The organism is Reyranella sp., assembly GCF_050185545.1.
Taxonomy (GTDB): domain Bacteria; phylum Pseudomonadota; class Alphaproteobacteria; order Reyranellales; family Reyranellaceae; genus Reyranella.
Genome location: NZ_JBFWZI010000069.1, coordinates 16,112 through 34,569, shown reverse-complemented (window position 1 = coordinate 34,569; position 18,458 = coordinate 16,112). Strand labels below are relative to the sequence as shown.

At 67.2% G+C, this 18,458-nt stretch carries 20 protein-coding genes; 12 read left to right on the top strand and 8 right to left on the bottom strand.

What is annotated here, in order from left to right; translation table 11 throughout:
• The 12 genes from AB7O82_RS19175 to AB7O82_RS19120 form a co-directional block, all read left to right on the top strand.
• Positions 1–167, top strand: a 167-nt coding sequence (locus AB7O82_RS19175; protein ID WP_428553633.1) for an endonuclease domain-containing protein, incomplete at its 5' end; no start/stop codon positions are given.
• A 75-nt stretch (positions 168–242) separates the two neighbouring features.
• Entirely contained in the window at positions 243–1,178 is a 936-nt protein-coding gene (locus AB7O82_RS19170) for an ABC transporter permease (RefSeq protein WP_428553631.1), read from the top strand.
• A gap of 10 nt (positions 1,179–1,188) precedes the next feature.
• Positions 1,189–2,010, top strand: a complete 822-nt coding sequence (locus tag AB7O82_RS19165) for an ABC transporter permease (RefSeq protein ID WP_428553629.1) — start codon at positions 1,189–1,191, stop codon at positions 2,008–2,010.
• Complete coding sequence (locus AB7O82_RS19160) at positions 2,007–2,984, top strand: ABC transporter ATP-binding protein (RefSeq protein WP_428553626.1); 978 nt, start codon at positions 2,007–2,009, stop codon at positions 2,982–2,984. Before AB7O82_RS19165 ends, AB7O82_RS19160 begins: the two co-directional genes overlap by 4 nt.
• The gene (locus AB7O82_RS19155; RefSeq protein WP_428553623.1) at positions 2,977–3,951 is read left to right on the top strand and encodes an ABC transporter ATP-binding protein; all 975 of its coding nucleotides are present in this window, start codon (positions 2,977–2,979) and stop codon (positions 3,949–3,951) included. Before AB7O82_RS19160 ends, AB7O82_RS19155 begins: the two co-directional genes overlap by 8 nt.
• Positions 3,952–4,187: 236 nt before the next feature.
• Entirely contained in the window at positions 4,188–4,448 is a 261-nt protein-coding gene (locus tag AB7O82_RS19150) for a type II toxin-antitoxin system HicB family antitoxin (protein WP_428553621.1), read from the top strand.
• A gap of 46 nt (positions 4,449–4,494) precedes the next feature.
• Complete coding sequence (locus AB7O82_RS19145) at positions 4,495–5,709, top strand: adenylate/guanylate cyclase domain-containing protein (RefSeq protein ID WP_428619950.1); 1,215 nt, start codon at positions 4,495–4,497, stop codon at positions 5,707–5,709.
• 312 nt (positions 5,710–6,021) lie between these two features.
• Positions 6,022–7,347, top strand: a complete 1,326-nt coding sequence (locus AB7O82_RS19140) for an ABC transporter substrate-binding protein (RefSeq protein WP_428553616.1) — start codon at positions 6,022–6,024, stop codon at positions 7,345–7,347.
• A gap of 46 nt (positions 7,348–7,393) precedes the next feature.
• Complete coding sequence (locus tag AB7O82_RS19135) at positions 7,394–8,320, top strand: carbohydrate ABC transporter permease (protein ID WP_428619948.1); 927 nt, start codon at positions 7,394–7,396, stop codon at positions 8,318–8,320.
• A 19-nt stretch (positions 8,321–8,339) separates the two neighbouring features.
• A complete protein-coding gene (locus AB7O82_RS19130) occupies positions 8,340–9,191 on the top strand; it encodes a carbohydrate ABC transporter permease (RefSeq protein WP_428545013.1) in 852 nt (283 codons plus the stop codon).
• A gap of 18 nt (positions 9,192–9,209) precedes the next feature.
• Complete coding sequence (locus AB7O82_RS19125; protein ID WP_428545010.1) at positions 9,210–10,304, top strand: ABC transporter ATP-binding protein; 1,095 nt, start codon at positions 9,210–9,212, stop codon at positions 10,302–10,304.
• A gap of 233 nt (positions 10,305–10,537) precedes the next feature.
• Complete coding sequence (locus tag AB7O82_RS19120; RefSeq protein ID WP_428545007.1) at positions 10,538–12,466, top strand: FTR1 family protein; 1,929 nt, start codon at positions 10,538–10,540, stop codon at positions 12,464–12,466.
• Positions 12,467–12,592: 126 nt separating this feature from the next.
• On the opposite strand, the gene AB7O82_RS19115 is transcribed toward AB7O82_RS19120, so the two are convergent.
• The 8 genes from AB7O82_RS19115 to AB7O82_RS19080 all read right to left on the bottom strand — a co-directional run bounded on the left by AB7O82_RS19115 (position 12,593) and on the right by AB7O82_RS19080 (position 18,457).
• The gene (locus AB7O82_RS19115; RefSeq protein ID WP_428545004.1) at positions 12,593–13,459 is read right to left on the bottom strand and encodes a 5'-nucleotidase, lipoprotein e(P4) family; all 867 of its coding nucleotides are present in this window, start codon (positions 13,457–13,459) and stop codon (positions 12,593–12,595) included.
• Positions 13,456–14,415: an adenosine deaminase gene (gene add / locus AB7O82_RS19110; protein WP_428545001.1), complete on the bottom strand. Its 960-nt coding sequence runs from the start codon at positions 14,413–14,415 to the stop codon at positions 13,456–13,458. The genes AB7O82_RS19115 and add overlap by 4 nt, the downstream gene beginning before the upstream one ends.
• Positions 14,412–15,239, bottom strand: coding sequence for a phytanoyl-CoA dioxygenase family protein (locus AB7O82_RS19105; protein WP_428619946.1), 828 nt, complete (start codon positions 15,237–15,239; stop codon positions 14,412–14,414). Before AB7O82_RS19105 ends, add begins: the two co-directional genes overlap by 4 nt.
• Positions 15,236–16,558, bottom strand: a complete 1,323-nt coding sequence (deoA, locus tag AB7O82_RS19100; protein WP_428544995.1) for a thymidine phosphorylase — start codon at positions 16,556–16,558, stop codon at positions 15,236–15,238. Before deoA ends, AB7O82_RS19105 begins: the two co-directional genes overlap by 4 nt.
• Positions 16,559–16,618: 60 nt before the next feature.
• Positions 16,619–16,936 (bottom strand): CcdB family protein, encoded by a 318-nt coding sequence (locus AB7O82_RS19095; protein WP_428544992.1) that lies wholly within the window; start codon positions 16,934–16,936, stop codon positions 16,619–16,621.
• A complete protein-coding gene (locus AB7O82_RS19090) occupies positions 16,937–17,182 on the bottom strand; it encodes a type II toxin-antitoxin system CcdA family antitoxin (RefSeq protein ID WP_428544989.1) in 246 nt (81 codons plus the stop codon). It abuts the gene before it with no gap.
• A 78-nt stretch (positions 17,183–17,260) separates the two neighbouring features.
• Entirely contained in the window at positions 17,261–18,052 is a 792-nt protein-coding gene (locus tag AB7O82_RS19085; protein WP_428544986.1) for a purine-nucleoside phosphorylase, read from the bottom strand.
• 15 nt (positions 18,053–18,067) lie between these two features.
• On the bottom strand, positions 18,068–18,457 hold the full coding sequence (locus tag AB7O82_RS19080) for a cytidine deaminase (protein WP_428544983.1): 390 nt from the start codon (positions 18,455–18,457) through the stop codon (positions 18,068–18,070).
• Between the last annotated feature and the right edge of the window lies 1 nt (position 18,458).

Genomic DNA, 18,458 nt, shown 5'->3' with positions numbered 1-18,458 from the left:
ACGTCGAGCAATCGGCCTACGATGCCCGCCGCGATGCCCTTCTCCGGTCGAATGGATTCCGTGTGCTGCGATTTTGGAACCAGGATGTTCTTTCGCGAACCGATTCCATCCTCGAAACGATCTACGAAGCCTTGCATCGACCTGAGATCGACGGGCGTCTCGAATAAGGGTGAAGGCTCCATGACCCCTCCGTCGCCGTATGACGGCGACACCTCCCCAGCGAAGCTGGGGAGGAGATAAGAATGCTCCTCGTCCTCGCCCGCCGTCTCGGCAATGTCGTTCCCACCGTGCTCGCGGTCGTGGCGCTGGTGTTCCTGCTGTTCAGCGTCCTGCCGGGCAGCTTCATCTCGGGCATGAACGAGGACGGCCGGTCGATGGTCGACCCCGCCGTCATGGAGCGCATGCGCAAGGAGATGGGGCTCGACGACCCGCTGCACGAGCGCTTCCTGAACTATGTCAGCAAGGTCGCCACCGGCGATCTCGGGACCTCGTTCCGCACCCGCGAGCCGGTGACCAAGCTCATCAGTGTGCGCATCTGGCCGTCGCTCAAGCTGGTGCTGGCCGCCATGGCGTTCGCCATCGTGGTCGGCGTCACGCTGGGTTTCCTGGCGGCACTCAGGCCGGGCAGCCTGATCGATACGGTGTCGATGGTCACGGCGATCTCCGGCCTCAGCCTGTCGCAGTTCTGGTTCGGGCTGATGCTGATGTATCTGTTCGCGCTCACCCTGAACTGGCTGCCGAGCTTCGGCTATGGCGACGGCGGCCTCCGCAACCTGATCCTGCCGGCGATGGCGCTGGGCGTCGGCCCGATGGCGCTGCTCGCCCGCACCACGCGCGCCGCCGTGCTCGACGTGCTCAACGCCGACTTCGTGCGCACCGCGCGCAGCAAGGGGATGAGCGAGCCACGGGTCGTCAAATGGCACGTGCTGCGCAATGCGCTGGTGCTGGTGATCACCATCGTCGGCCTCCAGTTCGGCTCGCTGATGGGCCAGGCGGTGGTGGTCGAGAAGCTGTTCGCCTGGCCTGGCGTCGGCTCGCTGATGGTCGATTCGGTGTTCCAGCGCGACATGCCGGCGGTCCAGGGCTGCATCCTGCTGATCGTGCTGTTCTTCCTGTTCATCAACACGCTGGTCGACCTCGCCTATGTCGTCATCGATCCGCGCATCCGTTACGGCTGAGGTGTTTCAGGTGAAGTGGGGTTCCAACACCTGGGTCGGCGGCACCCTGGTCTCGATCGCGATCGGCGTGGCAATCTTCGCGCCCTGGATCGCCATCACCGATCCGGTGATGGACGCCAACCTGATGAATGCCGAGCTGCCGCCCTCCTGGGAGTTCCCGTTCGGCACCGACGCGCAGGGCCGCGACATCTACTCGCGCATCTGCTACGGCGCGCGCATCTCGCTCACCGTGGGCGTGGTCAGCCAGATCTGCAACAGCCTGATCGGCGTCACGCTCGGCCTCACCGCCGGCTACTGGGGCGGCTGGTGGGACGACATGGTGAGCGGCCTCACCAACCTGATGCTGGCCATCCCCTCGCTGGTCTTCGCGCTCGCCATCATGGCGATCCTGGGCCCCGGCCTCTTGAGCCTGGTGATCGCGCTCGGGCTCACCAGCTGGTCCTACTCCTGCCGCATCGCCCGCGCCCAGGTGCTGTCGCTGAAGAGCCAGGGCTACGTCCAGGCCGCCCGCATCCTGGGCTACGGCGACCTCCGCATCATGTTCACCCAGGTGCTGCCCAACATCCTGGGACCGCTGATCGTCATCGCCACGCTCGGCATGGGCGGCGCCATTTTGGCCGAAGCGGCGCTGTCCTTCCTCGGCCTCGGCATCCGGCCGCCCTTCCCGAGCTGGGGCAGCATGCTCTCCGAGGCGCGCGACCAGATTCGCGCCGCGCCGTGGCTCTCGGTGTTTCCCGGCCTTGCCATCTTCTTCACCGTGCTCGGCCTCAACCTGCTGGGCGATGGGCTGCGCGACATCCTCGACCCGCAATCGACGACGCGCCGCGCATGACCACGCCCCTCCTTCTGGTCGAGAACATGCGCATTGCGCTGGCCGGCGCCGGCGCGAGCCACAACGCGGTCGAGGAGGTTTCGTTCGAGATCGGCCGCGGCGAGGCGTTCGGGCTGGTGGGCGAATCGGGCTGCGGCAAGAGCATCACCGCGCTCGCCGTCATGGGCCTGTTGCGCCGGCCGCTGTCGCTGGCCGGCGGCCGCATCGTGCTCGACGGCGAGGAGATCCAGGACGCCAGCTCCGCCGAGATGCGCCGGCTGCGCGGCAGTCGCATCGGCATGATCTTCCAGGAACCGATGACGGCGCTCAATCCGCTCTCGCCGGTCGGCCGCCAGATCGCCGAGATGTTCGTGCTGCACCAGGGCGCGTCTTGGAACGAGGCGATGGACCGCGCTGAGGAGTCGCTGCGCCAGGTCCGCGTGCCGTCGCCCGAGCGGCGCATCCGCGACTACCCGCACCAGCTGTCGGGCGGCATGCGCCAGCGCGTCATGATCGCCATCGCGCTGGCCTGCGAGCCCGACCTGCTGATCGCCGACGAGCCGACCACCGCGCTCGACGTCACGGTGCAGGCCGAGATCATCGATCTCATGCGCGAGCTGTGCGCCGCCAAGGGCACGGCGATCCTGATGATCAGCCACGATCTCGGCCTGGTCGCCAACATGTGCCGGCGCGTCGCCGTGATGTATGCCGGCCGCATCGTCGAGGCGCAGGGTGCCGAGGCGATCTTCGCCACGCCGCGCCATCCCTACACGCAGGGCCTGGTCGATTCGCTGCCGCGCCTCGGCGAGCGCGCCCGGCGCGGCCGCCAGCGGCTGCGCGAGATCTCCGGCGTCGTGCCGACCATCGCGGCCTATCCACCGGGCTGCCGCTTCAACCCGCGCTGTTCGGCGGTGAGCGAGGTCTGCCGCGCAGAGGCGCCCGATATCACCCCTCTGCCGGCCGGCGGGCTGGTGCGGTGCCATCATCATGGCTGACCAGCTGCTCGAACTGCGCGATCTCGCGGTGCATTTCACCGTGGGCAGCGCCTTGCGCGGCGGCGTCAAGACCCTGAAGGCGGTCGACGGCGTCACGCTCGACGTCAAGCCCGGAGAGTGCCTGGGCCTGGTGGGCGAATCGGGCTGCGGCAAGTCCACGCTCGCGCTCGCCATCATGGGGCTGGTGCCGCCGACCAGCGGCGAGGTCTCGCTCAATGGCCATTCGCTCGCGGCGCGCGATCGCATGGAGACGGCGCGCACGGTGCAGATGGTGTTCCAGGACCCCTATGCCTCGCTCAACCCGCGCCAGACGGTGCGCCGCACGCTGGCCGACCCGCTGCGCCTGCACGGCGTCAGCGACAAGGCAGAAGTGAACGAGCGGGTGATGGACATGATGGCCAAGGTGGGCCTCAGGCCCGACCATGCCGACCGCTACCCGCACGAGTTCTCCGGCGGCCAGCGCCAGCGCATCGGCATCGCGCGGGCGCTGATCCTGCGGCCCAGGCTGGTGATCTGCGACGAGCCGGTGTCGGCGCTCGACGTCTCGATCCGCGCTCAGATCATCAACCTCCTGCTCGAGCTCAAGGACGAGCTGGGGCTCAGCTACATCCTGATCAGCCACGATCTCGGGGTGGTCGAGCACGTCAGCGACCGCGTCGCCGTGATGTATCTCGGCCGCATCGTCGAGCAGGGCGGCTGGCAGGAGATCTTCGAGAATCCGCGCCATCCCTACACGCGCGCCCTGATCGCGGCGATCCCCGACCCGTTCCATCGCGCCGATGCGCTGGTCGCCCGATCGAAGGCGCACGGCGAGATCCCGAGCGCGCTCAACCCGCCGCCTGGCTGCCCGTTCAACCCACGCTGCCCGATGAAGGCCGACCGCTGCACGGCCGAGCAGCCGGTGCTGGAGGCGGTGGCGCCGGGGCACGACGCTGCCTGTCACTTCCGCGACAGCGCGGCGAGTTGAGCTCATCGCCGGGAGCGCGCCATTCCGATGGCGCTCATGGTTCTTCATTTGGACCGCGGGCGTGTCGCCCGCTCATGGCCCATGCGAAGAGCGGGCGAGACGCCCGCGGTCCAAGAACTCCGAGCGCGATCGGAGTGGCGCGCCCCCCAGCCATGAATCGCGGCATGGCCGTTTGATCCAAATCAATGCGCCCTCTCCGAGGCCCGCCGAAGCATATCCCCAAAGAGGATGTGGATATGGTGGATGCCTGCTATTACTCGCTGATCGAGCGGGCGGACGACGGACGCTTCGTCGGGTGGATTCCCGATCTGCCGGGCGTGACCGCCGCCGGATACACCGAAGACGAGACGCTGCGCGCGCTGTCGCGCAACACGCGCCTGCATCTGGGCAAGCTGGTGCAGTCGGGCCAGCCCTTGCCGACGCCGCGCCCGGCCGACGAGCTGCCGTGCAGCCGCGGTCGCCGCATCCTCCGACGCCTGCTGCTGATCGTCGGCTGAGCCGCCAACGCTCGACGGGCAGGCGATCGCGTCCCATATAGGGGCGATGCAGACCAGCGATGTCGATCGGCTCGCCGACTGGCTCGTCCGCCGCGGCCTCAAGGGAACGGCAGAGACCGATCTTCTGCAGGACTTCTGCGAGCAATGCGATGCGGCCGGCTTGCCCATCACGCGTGCACTCGTCGTCATCGACACGTTGCATCCGGTGCACGAAGGCACGGTTTTCCGCTGGCGCAACGACAATGTCGAGGAACAGGCGGCGACCCAGTATGGCCGTACCACCGAAGGCGAGGCCGCGGCATCGTGGCAGCGCAGCCCATTCTATCACCTGGTGCAGACGGGTGGAGAGGAGCTGCGCCGGCGCCTCTGTTGCGGCGGCCCGGACGATTTCCCCTCCATCCAGGAGGTGAAGGAGGCAGGCCACACCGACTACGTCGCCCTGGTCTATCGCTTTGCCAGCGATGCCACCATCGGCGAGATGGATTGCGTCTACTCTTCATGGTCGACGGTACACCCCGGCGGATTCAGCGATGCCAACATGGCGGCCTTGCGCCGGCTCGTTCCGGCGCTCGGACTGGCCATGAAGAGCGCGGCGCTGGCCCGCATCGCCGACACGCTGGTTGAAGTCTACCTCGGCCGGGATGCCGGCCGACGGGTGCTCCAGGGTCGCATCCAGCGTGGCATTGCCGACCGCATCGGAGCGGCTCTGTGGTTCTCCGACCTGCGCAGCTACACCACCATCACCGACTCGGCGCCGCCGGGCGAGATCATCCCCCTGCTCAACGACTATGCCGAAGCGGTGATCACCGCGATCTACGAGGCAGGAGGCGACGTCCTGAAGCTGATCGGCGACGGCACGCTCGCCCTGTTCCGCGCCGACGATCCGGCGGAGGCTACCCGAAGCGCTCTCAAGGCCGAGGAGATCCTGCGCACGCGTGTGCACGAGCTCAACGAGCGTCGCCGGGCCGAGGAGCGGCCGACCACTTCCGTCTATATCGGCCTGCATGTCGGCGAGGTGTTCTACGGCAATATCGGCAGCAATGAACGGCTCGACTTCACCGTCGTTGGCCCGGCCGTCAACGAGACCAGCCGCATCGCCTCGATGTGCCGCTCGGTCGACCGGCCGATGCTGGTCTCGGCCGATTTCGCCGACGCCCTGCCGCCGGAGGAACGCGCCCGCCTGGTCTCGGTCGGCCGCTTCGCCCTGCGCGGCGTCGGCAAGGCGAAAGAACTGTTCACGCTCGATCCGGAGCTGCTGTAGCGGGTTCCTCCTCCCCAAGCGCAGGCTTGGGGAGGTGTCGCCGTCTTACGGCGACGGAGGGGTCATGAATCATGCGCTGGGAGCGCGCCACTCCGATGGCGCTCTTCTTGGTGATTACACATCCCATGAGCGCCACAGGAGTCGCGCGCTCCCAGCCACAAGCTCATGACCCCTCCTTCGCCGTAAGACGGCGACACCTCCCCAGCGGAGCCGGGGAGGAGCATGAATAGCTTGCGCCGTGTGCTTCGTGATGCCTACGATGCTCCAATAAGCAAGCCGTCCAACGAGGCGGATCCTTGGGAGGAAAATTGTATGTCGAAAACTAAGCGTCGTAGCGTGCTTAAGCTTGCCGGCGGTGCCGCAGCTGCCTCGATGGGCGGCATGGCGGGCATCCTGGCCACCGGCCGGGCGCCGGCCTATGCCCAGCAGAAGACCGTGCATTGGCTCAAGTGGGTCGATTTCGTTCCTGCGACCGACCAGATGTTTCGCAAGGAGATGATGCCGGCGGCCGAGAAGGCGCTGGGCATGAAGATCAATCTCGAGACGGTGAACGGCAACGACCTGCAGCCGCGCATCACGGCGGCGATCCAGTCGGGCGCCGGTCCCGACCTGATCATGTCGTTCAACAGCTACACCCATCTCTATGCCAATTCGGTGGTCGACGTCGGCGCGATCGCCGAGGACGTCGGCAAGCGCGAGGGCGGCCTCTACAAATACGCCCGCGCCATCTGCTCGAACGGCAAGATGTTCATGGGCATGCCGTGGGCCGTGATCGGCGGCATGATCGCCTACCGCAAGTCGTGGTTCGAAGAAGTCGGCATCACCAAGTTCCCCGATACCTGGGAGACCTATCGCGACGCGGCCAAGAAGCTGAAGGCCAAGGGACGTCCGTTCGGCCAGACGCTCGGCCATACCTTCGGCGACGCACCGGGCTTCACCTATCCGTATCTCTGGTCATGGGGCGGCAAGGAGGTCGAGGCCGACGGCAAGACGGTGGTCCTCAACACCAAGGAGACGATCGAATCGGTCAAGTTCATGACCGGCCTGTGGAAGGACGGCATGGACGAGGGCGGCCTCGCCTGGGACGACACCAACAACAATCGTGCCTTCCTGTCCCAGACCATCTCGGCGACGTTGAACGGCGCCTCGATCTACATCGAATCGCTGCGCAAGCCCGACCAGTACAAGACCGAGAAGGGCGTGCAGATGAACAAGGACATCCTGCATGCACCGCTGCCCAAGGGGCCGGCCGGCCAGTTCGGCTTCCACCTGCTGCAGTCGAACATGCTGATGAAGTACTCGAAGAACCAGGACGCCGCGAAGGAGTTCCTCAAGTACCTGCACAGCGAGGAGAACTACCGCAAGTTCTTCGAATCGCAGAAGGGCTTCGCCACGCCCTGCACGGCCAAGTGGGAGTCCGACAAGCTGTGGGACGTCGACCCCGTGATGACGCCCTACAAGGTCGCGGCCAAGCTCGGCCAGGCGCCGGGCTTCGCCGGTCCGCCGGACGCCAAGGCGCAGGAAGGCCTCAGCAAGTACATCATCACCGACATGTACGCCAAGGCCGTGCAGGGCATGCCGGCCGAGGAATCGGTCAAGTGGGCCGAGGCGGAATTGAAGAAGATCTACTCGGCCTGAGGTCGCGAGCGGCACCTCAGGTCACTCTCCAGACGACGAGCCCAGCATGGCAGTTACCGCAGTCTCGGACGTGACACCCCGGCCCGTACCGCGGCTGCGGCGGCTGGAGGACGAGCGCTGGCTCGCCCTCACCCTGCTGGCTCCGACGGCGATCCTGCTTGGTCTGTTCATCGCCTATCCCTTCTTCGAGGGCGTGTTGCTGTCGCTCACCAACACGCGCGTCGGGGTCCAGGGCGGCTTCGTCGGCCTCAAGAACTTCGACAAGATCTGGAGCGACAGCATCTTCCGGACGTCGGTCTGGAACACCTTCTGGTACACGGGCGTGACCACGGTGTTCAAGCTGGCGCTCGGCCTGTGGCTGGCGATGCTGCTCAACCGCAATTTCCGCGGCAAGGCGATGGTGCGCGCCTTCATCCTGCTGCCCTTCATCATCCCGACGGTGCTGTCGACCTTCGCCTGGAAGTGGATGTTCGATCCCACCTTCAGCGTCCTCAACTGGACGCTGTTCCAGCTGGGCATCATCACCCAGCGCATCAACTGGCTGGGCGATCCCGACCTCGCGATGACCTCGATCATCATCGTCAACATCTGGCGCGGCGTGCCGTTCTTCGCCATCAGCCTGCTGGCCGGCCTGCAGACCATCAGCCCGGAACTGCAAGAGGCGGCGGCGATCGACGGGGCGCGGCCGTGGCAGCGCTTCTGGCACGTCACCTGGCCGCTGCTGCTGCCGGTCACCATGGTGGTGGTGCTGTTCTCGGTCATCCAGACCTTCGCCGACTTCCAGCTGGTCTACGTCATGACCGGCGGCGGCCCGGCCAACGCCACCCATCTGTTCGCGACCTACGCCTACCAGATCGGCATCGGCACCGGCCTGCTGTCGGAGGGTGCCGCGATCTCGCTTGCCATGTTCCCCTTCCTGTTCCTGATCGTGGTGGTGCAGCTCCTGTACATTCGCCGCGTCGAAACGCGATGAGCTGGGAGACTTAGCTGACATGATCGAGGGTGCGCTGTGGCGGAAGTGGGTGTTCTACAACATCCCGCTGATCCTGTTCGTCTTCGTCCTGCTGTTCCCGTTCTACTGGATGATCATCACGACGTTCCGGCCGGACGGCGAGCTCTACCGGCCGTGGAACGCCGCCAACTACCAGCCGTTCTGGACCAACAATCCGACGCTGGACCATATCCTCTACCTGTTCGAGGAGACATCGTTCGGTCAGTGGATGGTGAACACGATGTTCATCGCCATCGTCTCGACGATCATCTCGCTGTTCTGCGGCGTGCTGGCGGGCTATGCCCTGGCGCGGCTCAACTTCCCCTACGCCGGCGGGCTCGGCACCGCCATCTTCGTCACCTACCTGGTGCCGCAGACCCTGCTCTTCATCCCGCTCGCCGAGATCATCCGCAACTTCCGCCTGGGCGACACGCCGTGGTCGCTGATCCTGACCTATCCGACCTTCCTGATCCCGTTCTGCACCTGGCTGATGATGGGCTACTTCAAGGCCATCCCCAAGGAGCTCGAGGAATGCGCCCGCATCGACGGCGCCTCGCGCTGGAAGGCGATGGTCTACATCATCCTGCCGGTCGCCGTGCCGGGAATCCTGTCGGCCGGCATCTTCGCCTTCACGCTGTCGTGGAACGAGTTCATCTACGCCCTGGTGTTCCTGTCCTCGCCCGAGGAGAAGACGGTGCCGGTCGGCGTCACCTCCGAGCTGATCCGCGGCGACGTCTTCTTCTGGGGACCGCTGATGGCCGGCGCGCTGCTCGGCTCGATTCCGGTGGCGATCGTCTATTCCTTCTTCGTCGAGCACTACGTCTCGGGCATCACCGGCTCGGTCAAGGGCTGAGCCCTCGGGGTTACGAACATGGCGCTGGTCAGCATCCGCAACGTCAACAAGGTCTATGACGGCAACGTGCATGCCGTGAAGAACGTCGATCTCGAGATCCGCGACAAGGAGTTCATGGTCTTCGTCGGCCCCTCGGGCTGCGGCAAGACCACGACGCTGCGCATGGTCGCCGGGCTGGAATCGATCACCTCGGGCGACATCCTGATCGGCGACACGGTGGTCAACCAGCTGCCGCCGATGGACCGCGACATCGCCATGGTGTTCCAGAACTACGCGCTCTATCCGCACATGAGCGTATTCCACAACATGGCCTTCGGGCTGAAGATGCGGAAATTCCAGAAGCCCGAGATCGACAAGCGAGTGCGCGACGCGGCAGCCATCCTGGGCATCGAGAACCTGCTCGAGCGCAAGCCGCGCCAGCTGTCGGGCGGCCAGCGTCAGCGCGTCGCGCTGGGCCGCGCCATCGTCCGCCATCCCCAGGTCTTCCTGTTCGACGAGCCGCTCAGCAACCTCGACGCCAAGTTGCGCGTGCAAATGCGGGTCGAGCTCAAGAAACTGCACGAGCGGCTCGGCACGACGGCGATCTACGTGACGCACGACCAGGTCGAGGCGATGACCCTGGGCGATCGCGTGGTGGTGATGAAGGACGGCGTCGTCCAGCAGGTCGGCGAGCCGCTCGAGCTCTACAACACTCCGGCCAACCGCTTCGTCGCGGGCTTCATCGGCTCGCCGGCGATGAACTTCGCCGAGGTCACCCTGTCGGCCACCAACGGCACGCTGTGGGCCGTGGCGCCGGGCTTCAAGATCGGCCTGCCCGCGGCGCTCGCCCAGCGCGCCACCGGCCATGCCGGCGAGCCGGCGACGGTCGGCATCCGGCCCGAGGATCTGCACATCGCCGGCACCGGCGATCCGCCCGAGCTCTGCTTCGAGGTCGAGGTCGAGGTGGTCGAGCAGCTCGGCTCCGAGATCGTGCTCGACACGCGCGCCGGCGAAACGGCCTTCGTCGCCAGCGTCGACCCGACCCTGCGGGTGCGCGTCCACGACCGCCTCCGGCTGGCGATGAACCCCAACCGCCTGCACCTGTTCGACGCCAAGACCGAGATCGCGGTGTGAACACCGGGGAGAGACCCAAGCGCGCCGCTTCGCGGTACTCATGCTCTTCCGGACCGCGGGCGTCTCGCCCGCACATGAATTCATGATCGGGCGAGACGCCCCCGGTCCGCAAGACCGCCACAGAGAACCGCGCCCCACCAACATTGCTCGCCATTGCCTATAAAATCGAAAAAAATGCATAGTCATTCGCAGTGCGATCGACAATGAATCGCCAGAGGTTAGAGTGTTTCTCGATGCACGTGGTCATCAGGTGGCTTGCTGTCGGGCTCATTCTGGGCGGCTTCGCCGCGGCGGCGCGGGCTCAGCCGGACAGCCAGGCGGCCGCCGTTGCCTGGCGCCTGCTCGACTATCTCGGGGTCGATTACGAGGAGGCCGTGGCCGACAACGGCCGCATCGTCAGCCAGTCCGAATACGACGAGATGGTCGAGTTCTCCCGGCAGGTGCGCGACCGGCTGGCGGCCCTGCCTGCAACGCCGGCGCAGCCGTCGCTGATCAGCCGCGCCGCGGCTCTCCAGGCCGCCATCGCCCGGAAGGCGCCGCCGGCCGAGGTCGCCGGGCTGGCGAAGAGCCTGAAGGACGACCTGCTCGCGGCCTATCCGGTCCCGTTGGCGCCAGCCAGGGCGCCTGACCCGGCGCGTGGCGCCGCCCTCTATGCCGAGCACTGCGCCAGCTGCCACGGGGCCATGGGCGCCGGCGATGGACCGGCGGCAAAGGGAATGGAGCCACCGCCTGTCGCCTTCACCGACATCGCGCGGGCTCGGGCGCGCAGCGTCTTCGGCCTCTACCAGGTCATCGACCAGGGCCTAGAAGGCACTGCGATGACGAGCTTCGCCCACTTGCCGGCGGACGACCGCTGGGCGCTTGCGTTCCATGTCGGCACGCTCGCCTCCTCGTCTGCCGACGCCGACCGTGGCAAGCAGCTGTGGCAGGCCGAGCCGGGCCTGCGGGCAAGACTCCCGAACCTGCAGGCGCTCACGCAGACCACACCGGCCGAGCTGGCGCAGGGCATGGACGACGACAAGGCGCTCGCCGTCATGGCGTGGCTGCGCCGCCATCCCGAAGCGCTGGTGTCCGGCGCGAGCCAGTCTCTCGCGCTCGCGCGCCAGAAGCTGGCGGACAGCGTCGCCGCCTACGCGGCGGGCGATCGCAAGAAGGCGACCGATCTCGCGCTCTCGGCCTATCTCGACGGCTTCGAGCCGCTCGAGCCGAGCCTGAAAGCCCGCGACAACGCCCTCATGGGCCGTATCGAGACCGCGATGATCGATTTCCGCGCAGCCATCGCCAAAGGCGAGAGCTCCGAGGCGCTCGGCGAGCGGGCCGCCCGCGTGGCGGTGCTGTTCGACACGGCGGAGCGGGTGCTCGCCCCCGAACAGGCGGACATCGGCACGACCTTTGCCGCCGCCTTCACGATCCTCCTGCGCGAGGGTCTCGAAGCGCTGCTGGTAGTCGTCGCCATGCTCGCCTTCCTGCACAAGGCGGGACGCAGCGATGTCGTCCGCTACGTGCATGCCGGCTGGGTCGCAGCGCTGATCGCGGGCGGTCTCACCTGGGTGGCCGCCACGTGGTTCGTCTCGATCAGCGGCGCCAGCCGTGAGCTGACCGAGGGATTCGGCTCACTGCTCGCCGCCGTCATCCTGGTGTCGGTGGGATTGTGGATGCACGGCAAGGCCCAGGCCGACGCCTGGCAGAGATACGTGCGCGAAAAGCTCTCGCGCGCCTTGTCGGCTCGTTCGGCATGGTTCCTCCTGCTGCTGGCCTTCGTCGTCGTCTATCGCGAAGTGTTCGAGACCATCCTGTTCTTCATCGCCCTGTGGAGCGACGGCGGCAGCCTCGCCATGATCGCGGGCGCAGCGGCTGGCGCAGCCGCGCTGGCGCTCGTGGCCTCGGCCCTGCTGAGATACAGCCGACGCCTGCCGGTCACCCGGTTCTTCGCCCTGAGCTCGATCCTGATCGCCGTTCTCGCCGTGATTCTCGCCGGCAAGGGCGTGGCCGCCCTGCAGGAAGCAGGCCTCGTCGACAGCCTGCCCATGCCGAGCATACCCCGGGTGGAAGTGCTCGGACTCTACCCCACGCGCGAGGGCGTGCTCGTCCAGCTCGCGACGGCAGCCATCTTGATCCTCGGATTCTGGCGCACCGCCCGCGCGGCCGCGGTGCATCGCTGAGGTCTCAGCTCCCGACTTCGACTCGGAGGCTCATCGCCGGGAGCGCGCCACTCCAATGGCGCTCTTCTTGACGATTACACGGCCCATGAGCGCCATCGGAGTGGCGCGCTCCCAGCGGAAGACCGTCTACTGTTTCGGCCCGACCCAGGTCTCCAGGGTGTCCCACTTGGCCTTGCGTTGCTCGGCCTGCGGCTTCTTGAAATCGTGGCCGTAGGTCGCGGTGTCGAACGAGCCGTAGGTCGGGTTGGGGATCATCAGCCACTGCCTGCCCCAGTAGGCGAGATCGGAATCGAACGCTTTGGCGCGATCGGCCTCGCTGGTGCGGTAGCGGTCGTCGAAATCGCCGAAATTGTCGCCGATGTTCAGGAGCACACGGTAGTCCTTGGCGACCACGGTGCGGCGCGTGCCCTTGGCGCTGCCCCAGCCCTGCTGCTCGTTCTGCATCATGAAGGTGTCGACGTTGCCGCCCATCGGGAAGCCGAGCTTCGCCATGTTCTCGCGCGTGTCCTTCTCGGTCGAGGCGTCGCGATTGGTGATGTAGAATACCTTGACGCCCTTGGAGTCGGCATACTTGGTGAACTCGAGGGCACCCGGGATGGCGCGCGACACCTGGGTGGCGCAGAACACGTTCCAGGTCTTGGTGCTGAAGGTCTGGTTGTTCTTCATCATCCACGCCTGGTAGAGCGAGTTGTCGAGCACGGTCTCGTCGACGTCGAGCACGATTGCGGGCGGCAGGTTCTGGAAGTCGTCCTTCTGCTCGGCCGGCGCCGCCGTCCAGCTCTTGTCGGCCAGCGCCTCGTCGAGCCGGATTTTCGCCAGCGCGAACACGGTGAGCGCGTTGGCCCGATACTCTACAGAGCGCTGCGTCCACAGGGTGGCGAGCAGCAGATCGTTGGGCGCCACCTCCTGCGCCCGGACGGCGCCGCCGGCCGCCATGCCGGTCGACAACGCGGCGAGGACGCTCCCCAACACCAGGTACTTGCGTGCGATCATGGCTCCATCTCCCCCAAAAGCCTGCGCCGGGTAGCCGCGTCGGCGAACGATGCCTCGATCGCCGTACGCGCGATGCGCTTCAACGCCGCCTCGTCCAGGCCCGCCAGCTCGTACTCGGTCCCGAGCGTGGTGTGGAAGAACGGCGGATCGTCGGAATTGAGCGTGACGCGGACTCCCGCGTCGATCAAGCGGTGCAGCGGATGGGAGGCGCGATCGGGATAGAGCCCGAGGGCGACGTTGCTGCCCGGACAGACCTCGAGCACGATGCCGCGACGGGCGAGCTCGGTCACAAGCGCCGGATCCTCGGCCGAGCGCACGCCGTGGCCGATGCGGGTGACCGGCAGGTCGCGGATCGCCGCCCACACGCTTTCTGGCCCCATCACCTCGCCGGCGTGGACGGTGCAGCCGAAACCCGCTTCGTGGGCCAGCCGATAGGCCGGCGCGAAATCGAGCGGCGTGAACCTGGCCTCGTCGCCACCCATGCCGAAGCCCACGACATAACGGTGCGGCTCGGCCACCATCGCCCGCGCCATGGCAAGCGCCCGCTCGGGGCCGAGATGGCGGATGCAGATGATGATTATTCGGCCCTCGATGCCGAAATCGCGGCGCGCCCGGTCGATCGCCTCGGCCAGCGCCTCGAGCCAGGCGCCGTAGGCGATGCCGAGCGCCGCCGGCCGCTCGGGCGAGCAGAACATCTCGACATAGACCGCGCCCTCGCGCGCCGCGCCGGCCAGGTAGCTGTACAGCACGTCACCGAAATCGCGCGCCGAGCGCAGGGTCGTGCAGACGAGGTCATAGGCGGCGAGGAAGCTCAGGAAGTCCTTCCAGACATAGAAGCCATCCTCGCCCATTAGCCCGGGTGGCAGCTCGAGGCCGTTGCGCAGCGCCAGCTCGCGCGCCAGCGCCGGCGGGATCGAGCCTTCGAGATGGCAGTGCAGTTCGGCCTTGGCGATCACGCAAATCCTTGTAGCGGCAGGGTCGGCCTTTGCAGCCAGTTGTCGGCCGGATAATCGGCACGGCCATCGATCACGTGCAAGGAATAGGCATGGCGCGGCCGCACCGACCGGTTGGGCGCGCTGGCGTGCGGCAGCAGGCCGTGCAGGACGACCAGCGTGCCGCGCCGCGCCTCGAGCGCCACCGGCTCGAGTGCCGGCCACGGCGTGTCGTCGAGCGTCTCCGTGACAAGCCGCTCGCCGCGGCGGCGGAAGCGCTGGCGCAACGGGCCGCGGTGGCCGCCCGGCAGCGCCATCAGGCAGCCGTTGTCGCGATCGGCATCGTCGAGCGCGATCCAGAAGCCGGTCACGGTCGAGGGCACGGTGTAGAGGTACGTCGCGTCCTGATGCCAGTCGACCGGAGCGCCGATATGCGGCTGCTTGAAGAGATACATCGACTGCAGCAGCAGTGGCTGCTTCAGGCCCAGGCTATGCACCAGCGCGGCCAGCGCGGGCCGTCGCGAGACGCGGTCGAACACCGGGTCGAGGTCGTGCAGGGCATGGCCGATCTTGTTCAACGCCAGCGCGGTCGGCTGGTCGGTCGCCGCCTCCTCGTAGAAGAAGCGGATGGCGTCGCCCGACTCGCTGAAGTAGCGATCGTCGGCATGTCGCTGGTCGCCGGTCGAGAACACCGTGCGCCTCGCCGGCGCCGCGAAGCCCGCCACCAGCTCGGCCGCGCGCGCCTGCAGGGCGTCGCACTCGGCCGGCGGCAGGAACCCTTCCAGCACCAGGAAGCCGTCGCGTGCGTATGCGTCGAGAGCGGGGGCGTCGAGAGCGGAGCGGTTCACCGGACGACGCGCTCCAGGATGACCGGCTTTGGCGCGACCGCGGCGGGCGAGAGGCGGATCGCCCGGCGCACGATGTCCATCGCCGCCTCGGCGTCGGCGTCGCTCGCGGCATGGACGATGCAGAGTGGGCTGCCGGCGCGCACCGGCGCGCCGACGTCGATGACATCGCTGAGGCCGACCGACGGATCGATCGCGTCGTCGGCGTGGCTGCGCCCGCCGCCCAGCGCCACCACGGCGATGCCGAGGTCGCGGGCGTTCATGCCCGCCACGTGGCCCGAGCCCTCGGCATTGCACGGCCGGATCACCGGCGCGTGGCCGAGGTAGCGGCTGGGTTGCGCGAGGAAATCCTCCGGTCCGCCCAGGGCGGCCACCATGCGTCCGAATTTCTCCGCCGCCCGGCCATCGGCCAGCGCCGCCTCGGCAAGCGCCCGGCCGGCCGCCGCATCGGGCGCCAGGCGGCCGAGCGCGATCATCTCGCCGGCCAGCGCCATGGTGACCTCGTGCAGGCGCAGATCGCGCGTGCCCTCGCCCTTGAGATAGTCGACCGCCTCGACGACCTCAAGGGCGTTGCCGACATTGCGCCCGAGCACGCGGTCCATGTCGGTGATCAGGGCGATGGTCGGAAGGCCGGCCTGGTTGGCCACCGCGACCAGGCTCTCGCCAAGATCGCGCGCCATCGCCTCGGTGTCGCAGAAGGCGCCCGAGCCGCATTTCACGTCCATCACCAGCCCGTCGAGTCCCTCGGCGATCTTCTTCGACAGGATCGAGCTCACGATCAGGGGAATCGATTCGACGCTGGCGGTGACGTCGCGCGTGGCATAGAGCCGCCGGTCTGCCGGTGCCAGATCGTCGGTCTGGCCGATCACCGCGCAGCCGACCTCGCGCACCACCCGGCGGAAGGTCGCGATGTCGGGCTGGGTGTCATAGCCCGAGATCGCCGACAACTTGTCGAGTGTGCCGCCGGTGTGGCCGAGCCCGCGGCCGGAGATCATCGGCACGAAGGCGCCGCAGGCGGCGACGATCGGCGCCAGCATCAGGCTCACCTTGTCGCCGACCCCGCCGCTCGAATGCTTGTCGATCAGCGGCCCCGGCAGGTCGAGGTCCTTCCAGTCGAGCTGCACGCCCGAGCGGCAGAGCCCCAGGGTCATCGCCACCCGCTCCGCCGTGCTCATGCCGCGGAAGAACACCGCCATGGCGAAGGCCGCGACCTGGCCTTCGCTCAAGCCACCATCATGGATGCCGCGCACGACGAAGGCGATCTCCTCGGCCGACAGCTCGCGGCCATCGCGCTTCTTGCGGATGATTTCCTGGGGAAGCACGAGTTTATCCGGAGCCGCTTCCTGGACGCGGCGCACGACATGCGCTTGCAATCATCACCTTCAGAACCCCGAAAGAAGGAAATCCAGTGCCGAGACTATCGTGTCACGGCGCTCGGCAAGACTGCCAACGGCACGACCGAGGTCTCTTCGCGCGATCGCACCGAGTTCCGGGGTCATCAAGATGTAGGCCTTGCCCTCGAATTGCACTGTGGGCATCAGGTAGCGGACAACCGTCCCCGAGGACGCAGTCGCCTTGGCCAGCGGGATCACAACCTGCGTATGCAGCTCGCCAAGCAGGTCAGATTGCACATTCACGAGAAGCGGGAACGTCGCCCTGGTTTCCGGGTTCTGGTTCCGGTAAACCGCGAACTGCGTCACTCAGAATCGCCGTATGCTAGCCGCAAACACACCGTGCCGGTCCACGCGCTCGTTGTACGCCGCAATCGCCTCCCGATTTTCCTCACGCCACTTCTTGCGCCTTGATTCGGCAAGCTCTTCGATCAGGGCACGTTCAAGCGTAGCAGAAAGATTGAGCCCCGCTTTGCGTGCGGCGACGAGGAGATCACCACGGATACTGACATTTGTGGGGCGCTTGGGAGCTGGTTTCCGATTCTCACGAGGCATTGGCACCATCCGATTGATGCGCACTGGGCTGTGAGCCTACCATGCGCATGGTTCGTGCGCACTATGCGGGTCGCACCATTATTCATATCGCTCCAGAAAGGCCCGCAGCAACCGTTGCACATCAGTGGCGGCCGTCCTGGCCACGGCGAGCGTCTGCTCGTGGCCGAGCGCACCGGGCACCAGGCCGGCCGCGTAGTTGGTCATCAGCGACAGGGCCACGACCTTCATGCCGACGTGGCGGGCCAGGATGGTCTCGGGCGCCGTCGACATGCCGACGGCGTCGGCGCCCAGCACACGGGCGGCGCGGATCTCGGCGGGGGTCTCGAAGCTCGGGCCGCTGAACCAGATGTAGACGCCCTGGTGGCATGTCACGCTGGCTGAGTCGGCGGCAGCCAGCAGCGCCTGTCGCAGCGTCGGGTCGTAGGCGTCGACCATGTCGACGAAGCGGCTGTCGCCCGGAGCTACATCGAACAGCGGATTGACGCCGGTGAAGTTGATGTGATCGGTGATCGCCATCACCGAGCCCGGCGGCATGTCGAGGCGCAAGCTGCCGGCCGCGTTGGTCAGCAGCAGCGTCTCGCAGCCGATCTCGGCCAGGGTGTGGATCGCCACCTTCATCTCGTCGGGCCGGCCGCGTTCGTAGTAGTGGGCGCGGCCCTGCAGCACGGCGACCGGCGTCGTCCCGACATGCCCCAGCACCAGGCGGCCGGCATGGCTGCCCACCGTGGTCTGCGGGAAACCGAGTAGCTCCGCGTAGGGGATCGTCGCCACCGCCTGCACCTGGTCGGCGAAGCCGCCGAGGCCGGAGCCCAGGACGACCGCCACTTTCGGCTGAAAGCCGGGCGCACGACGGGCGATCGCCTCTCTCATGGCCGGAAACCCGGGTTAGCCGAAATGCTGCGGGCCGAAGGACATCGGCAGGAGCTGTCCCAGGGTCACCGTGCGATGCAGGCCGTCCGGGCCGCAGAGATGGATCGGCAAATCGTCCGACGCGAACTCGCGCAGCTTCTGGCGGCAGCCGCCGCAGGGTGTGATGACCTCCGGTCCGGGGCCGATCACCACGCATTCGAGGATGCGCTTCTGACCTGCGCCCACAAGGGCGGCGATTGCCGAAGCCTCGGCGCACAGGCCTTGCGGATAGGCGGCGTTCTCGACATTGCAGCCGCCGTGGACCGAGCCGTCCTCGCTGCGCAGCGCCGCGCCGACATGGAATTTCGAATAGGGCGCGTGGGCGTGCAGCATCATCCGTCGGGCGAGATGAAGCAGGTCGTCCATC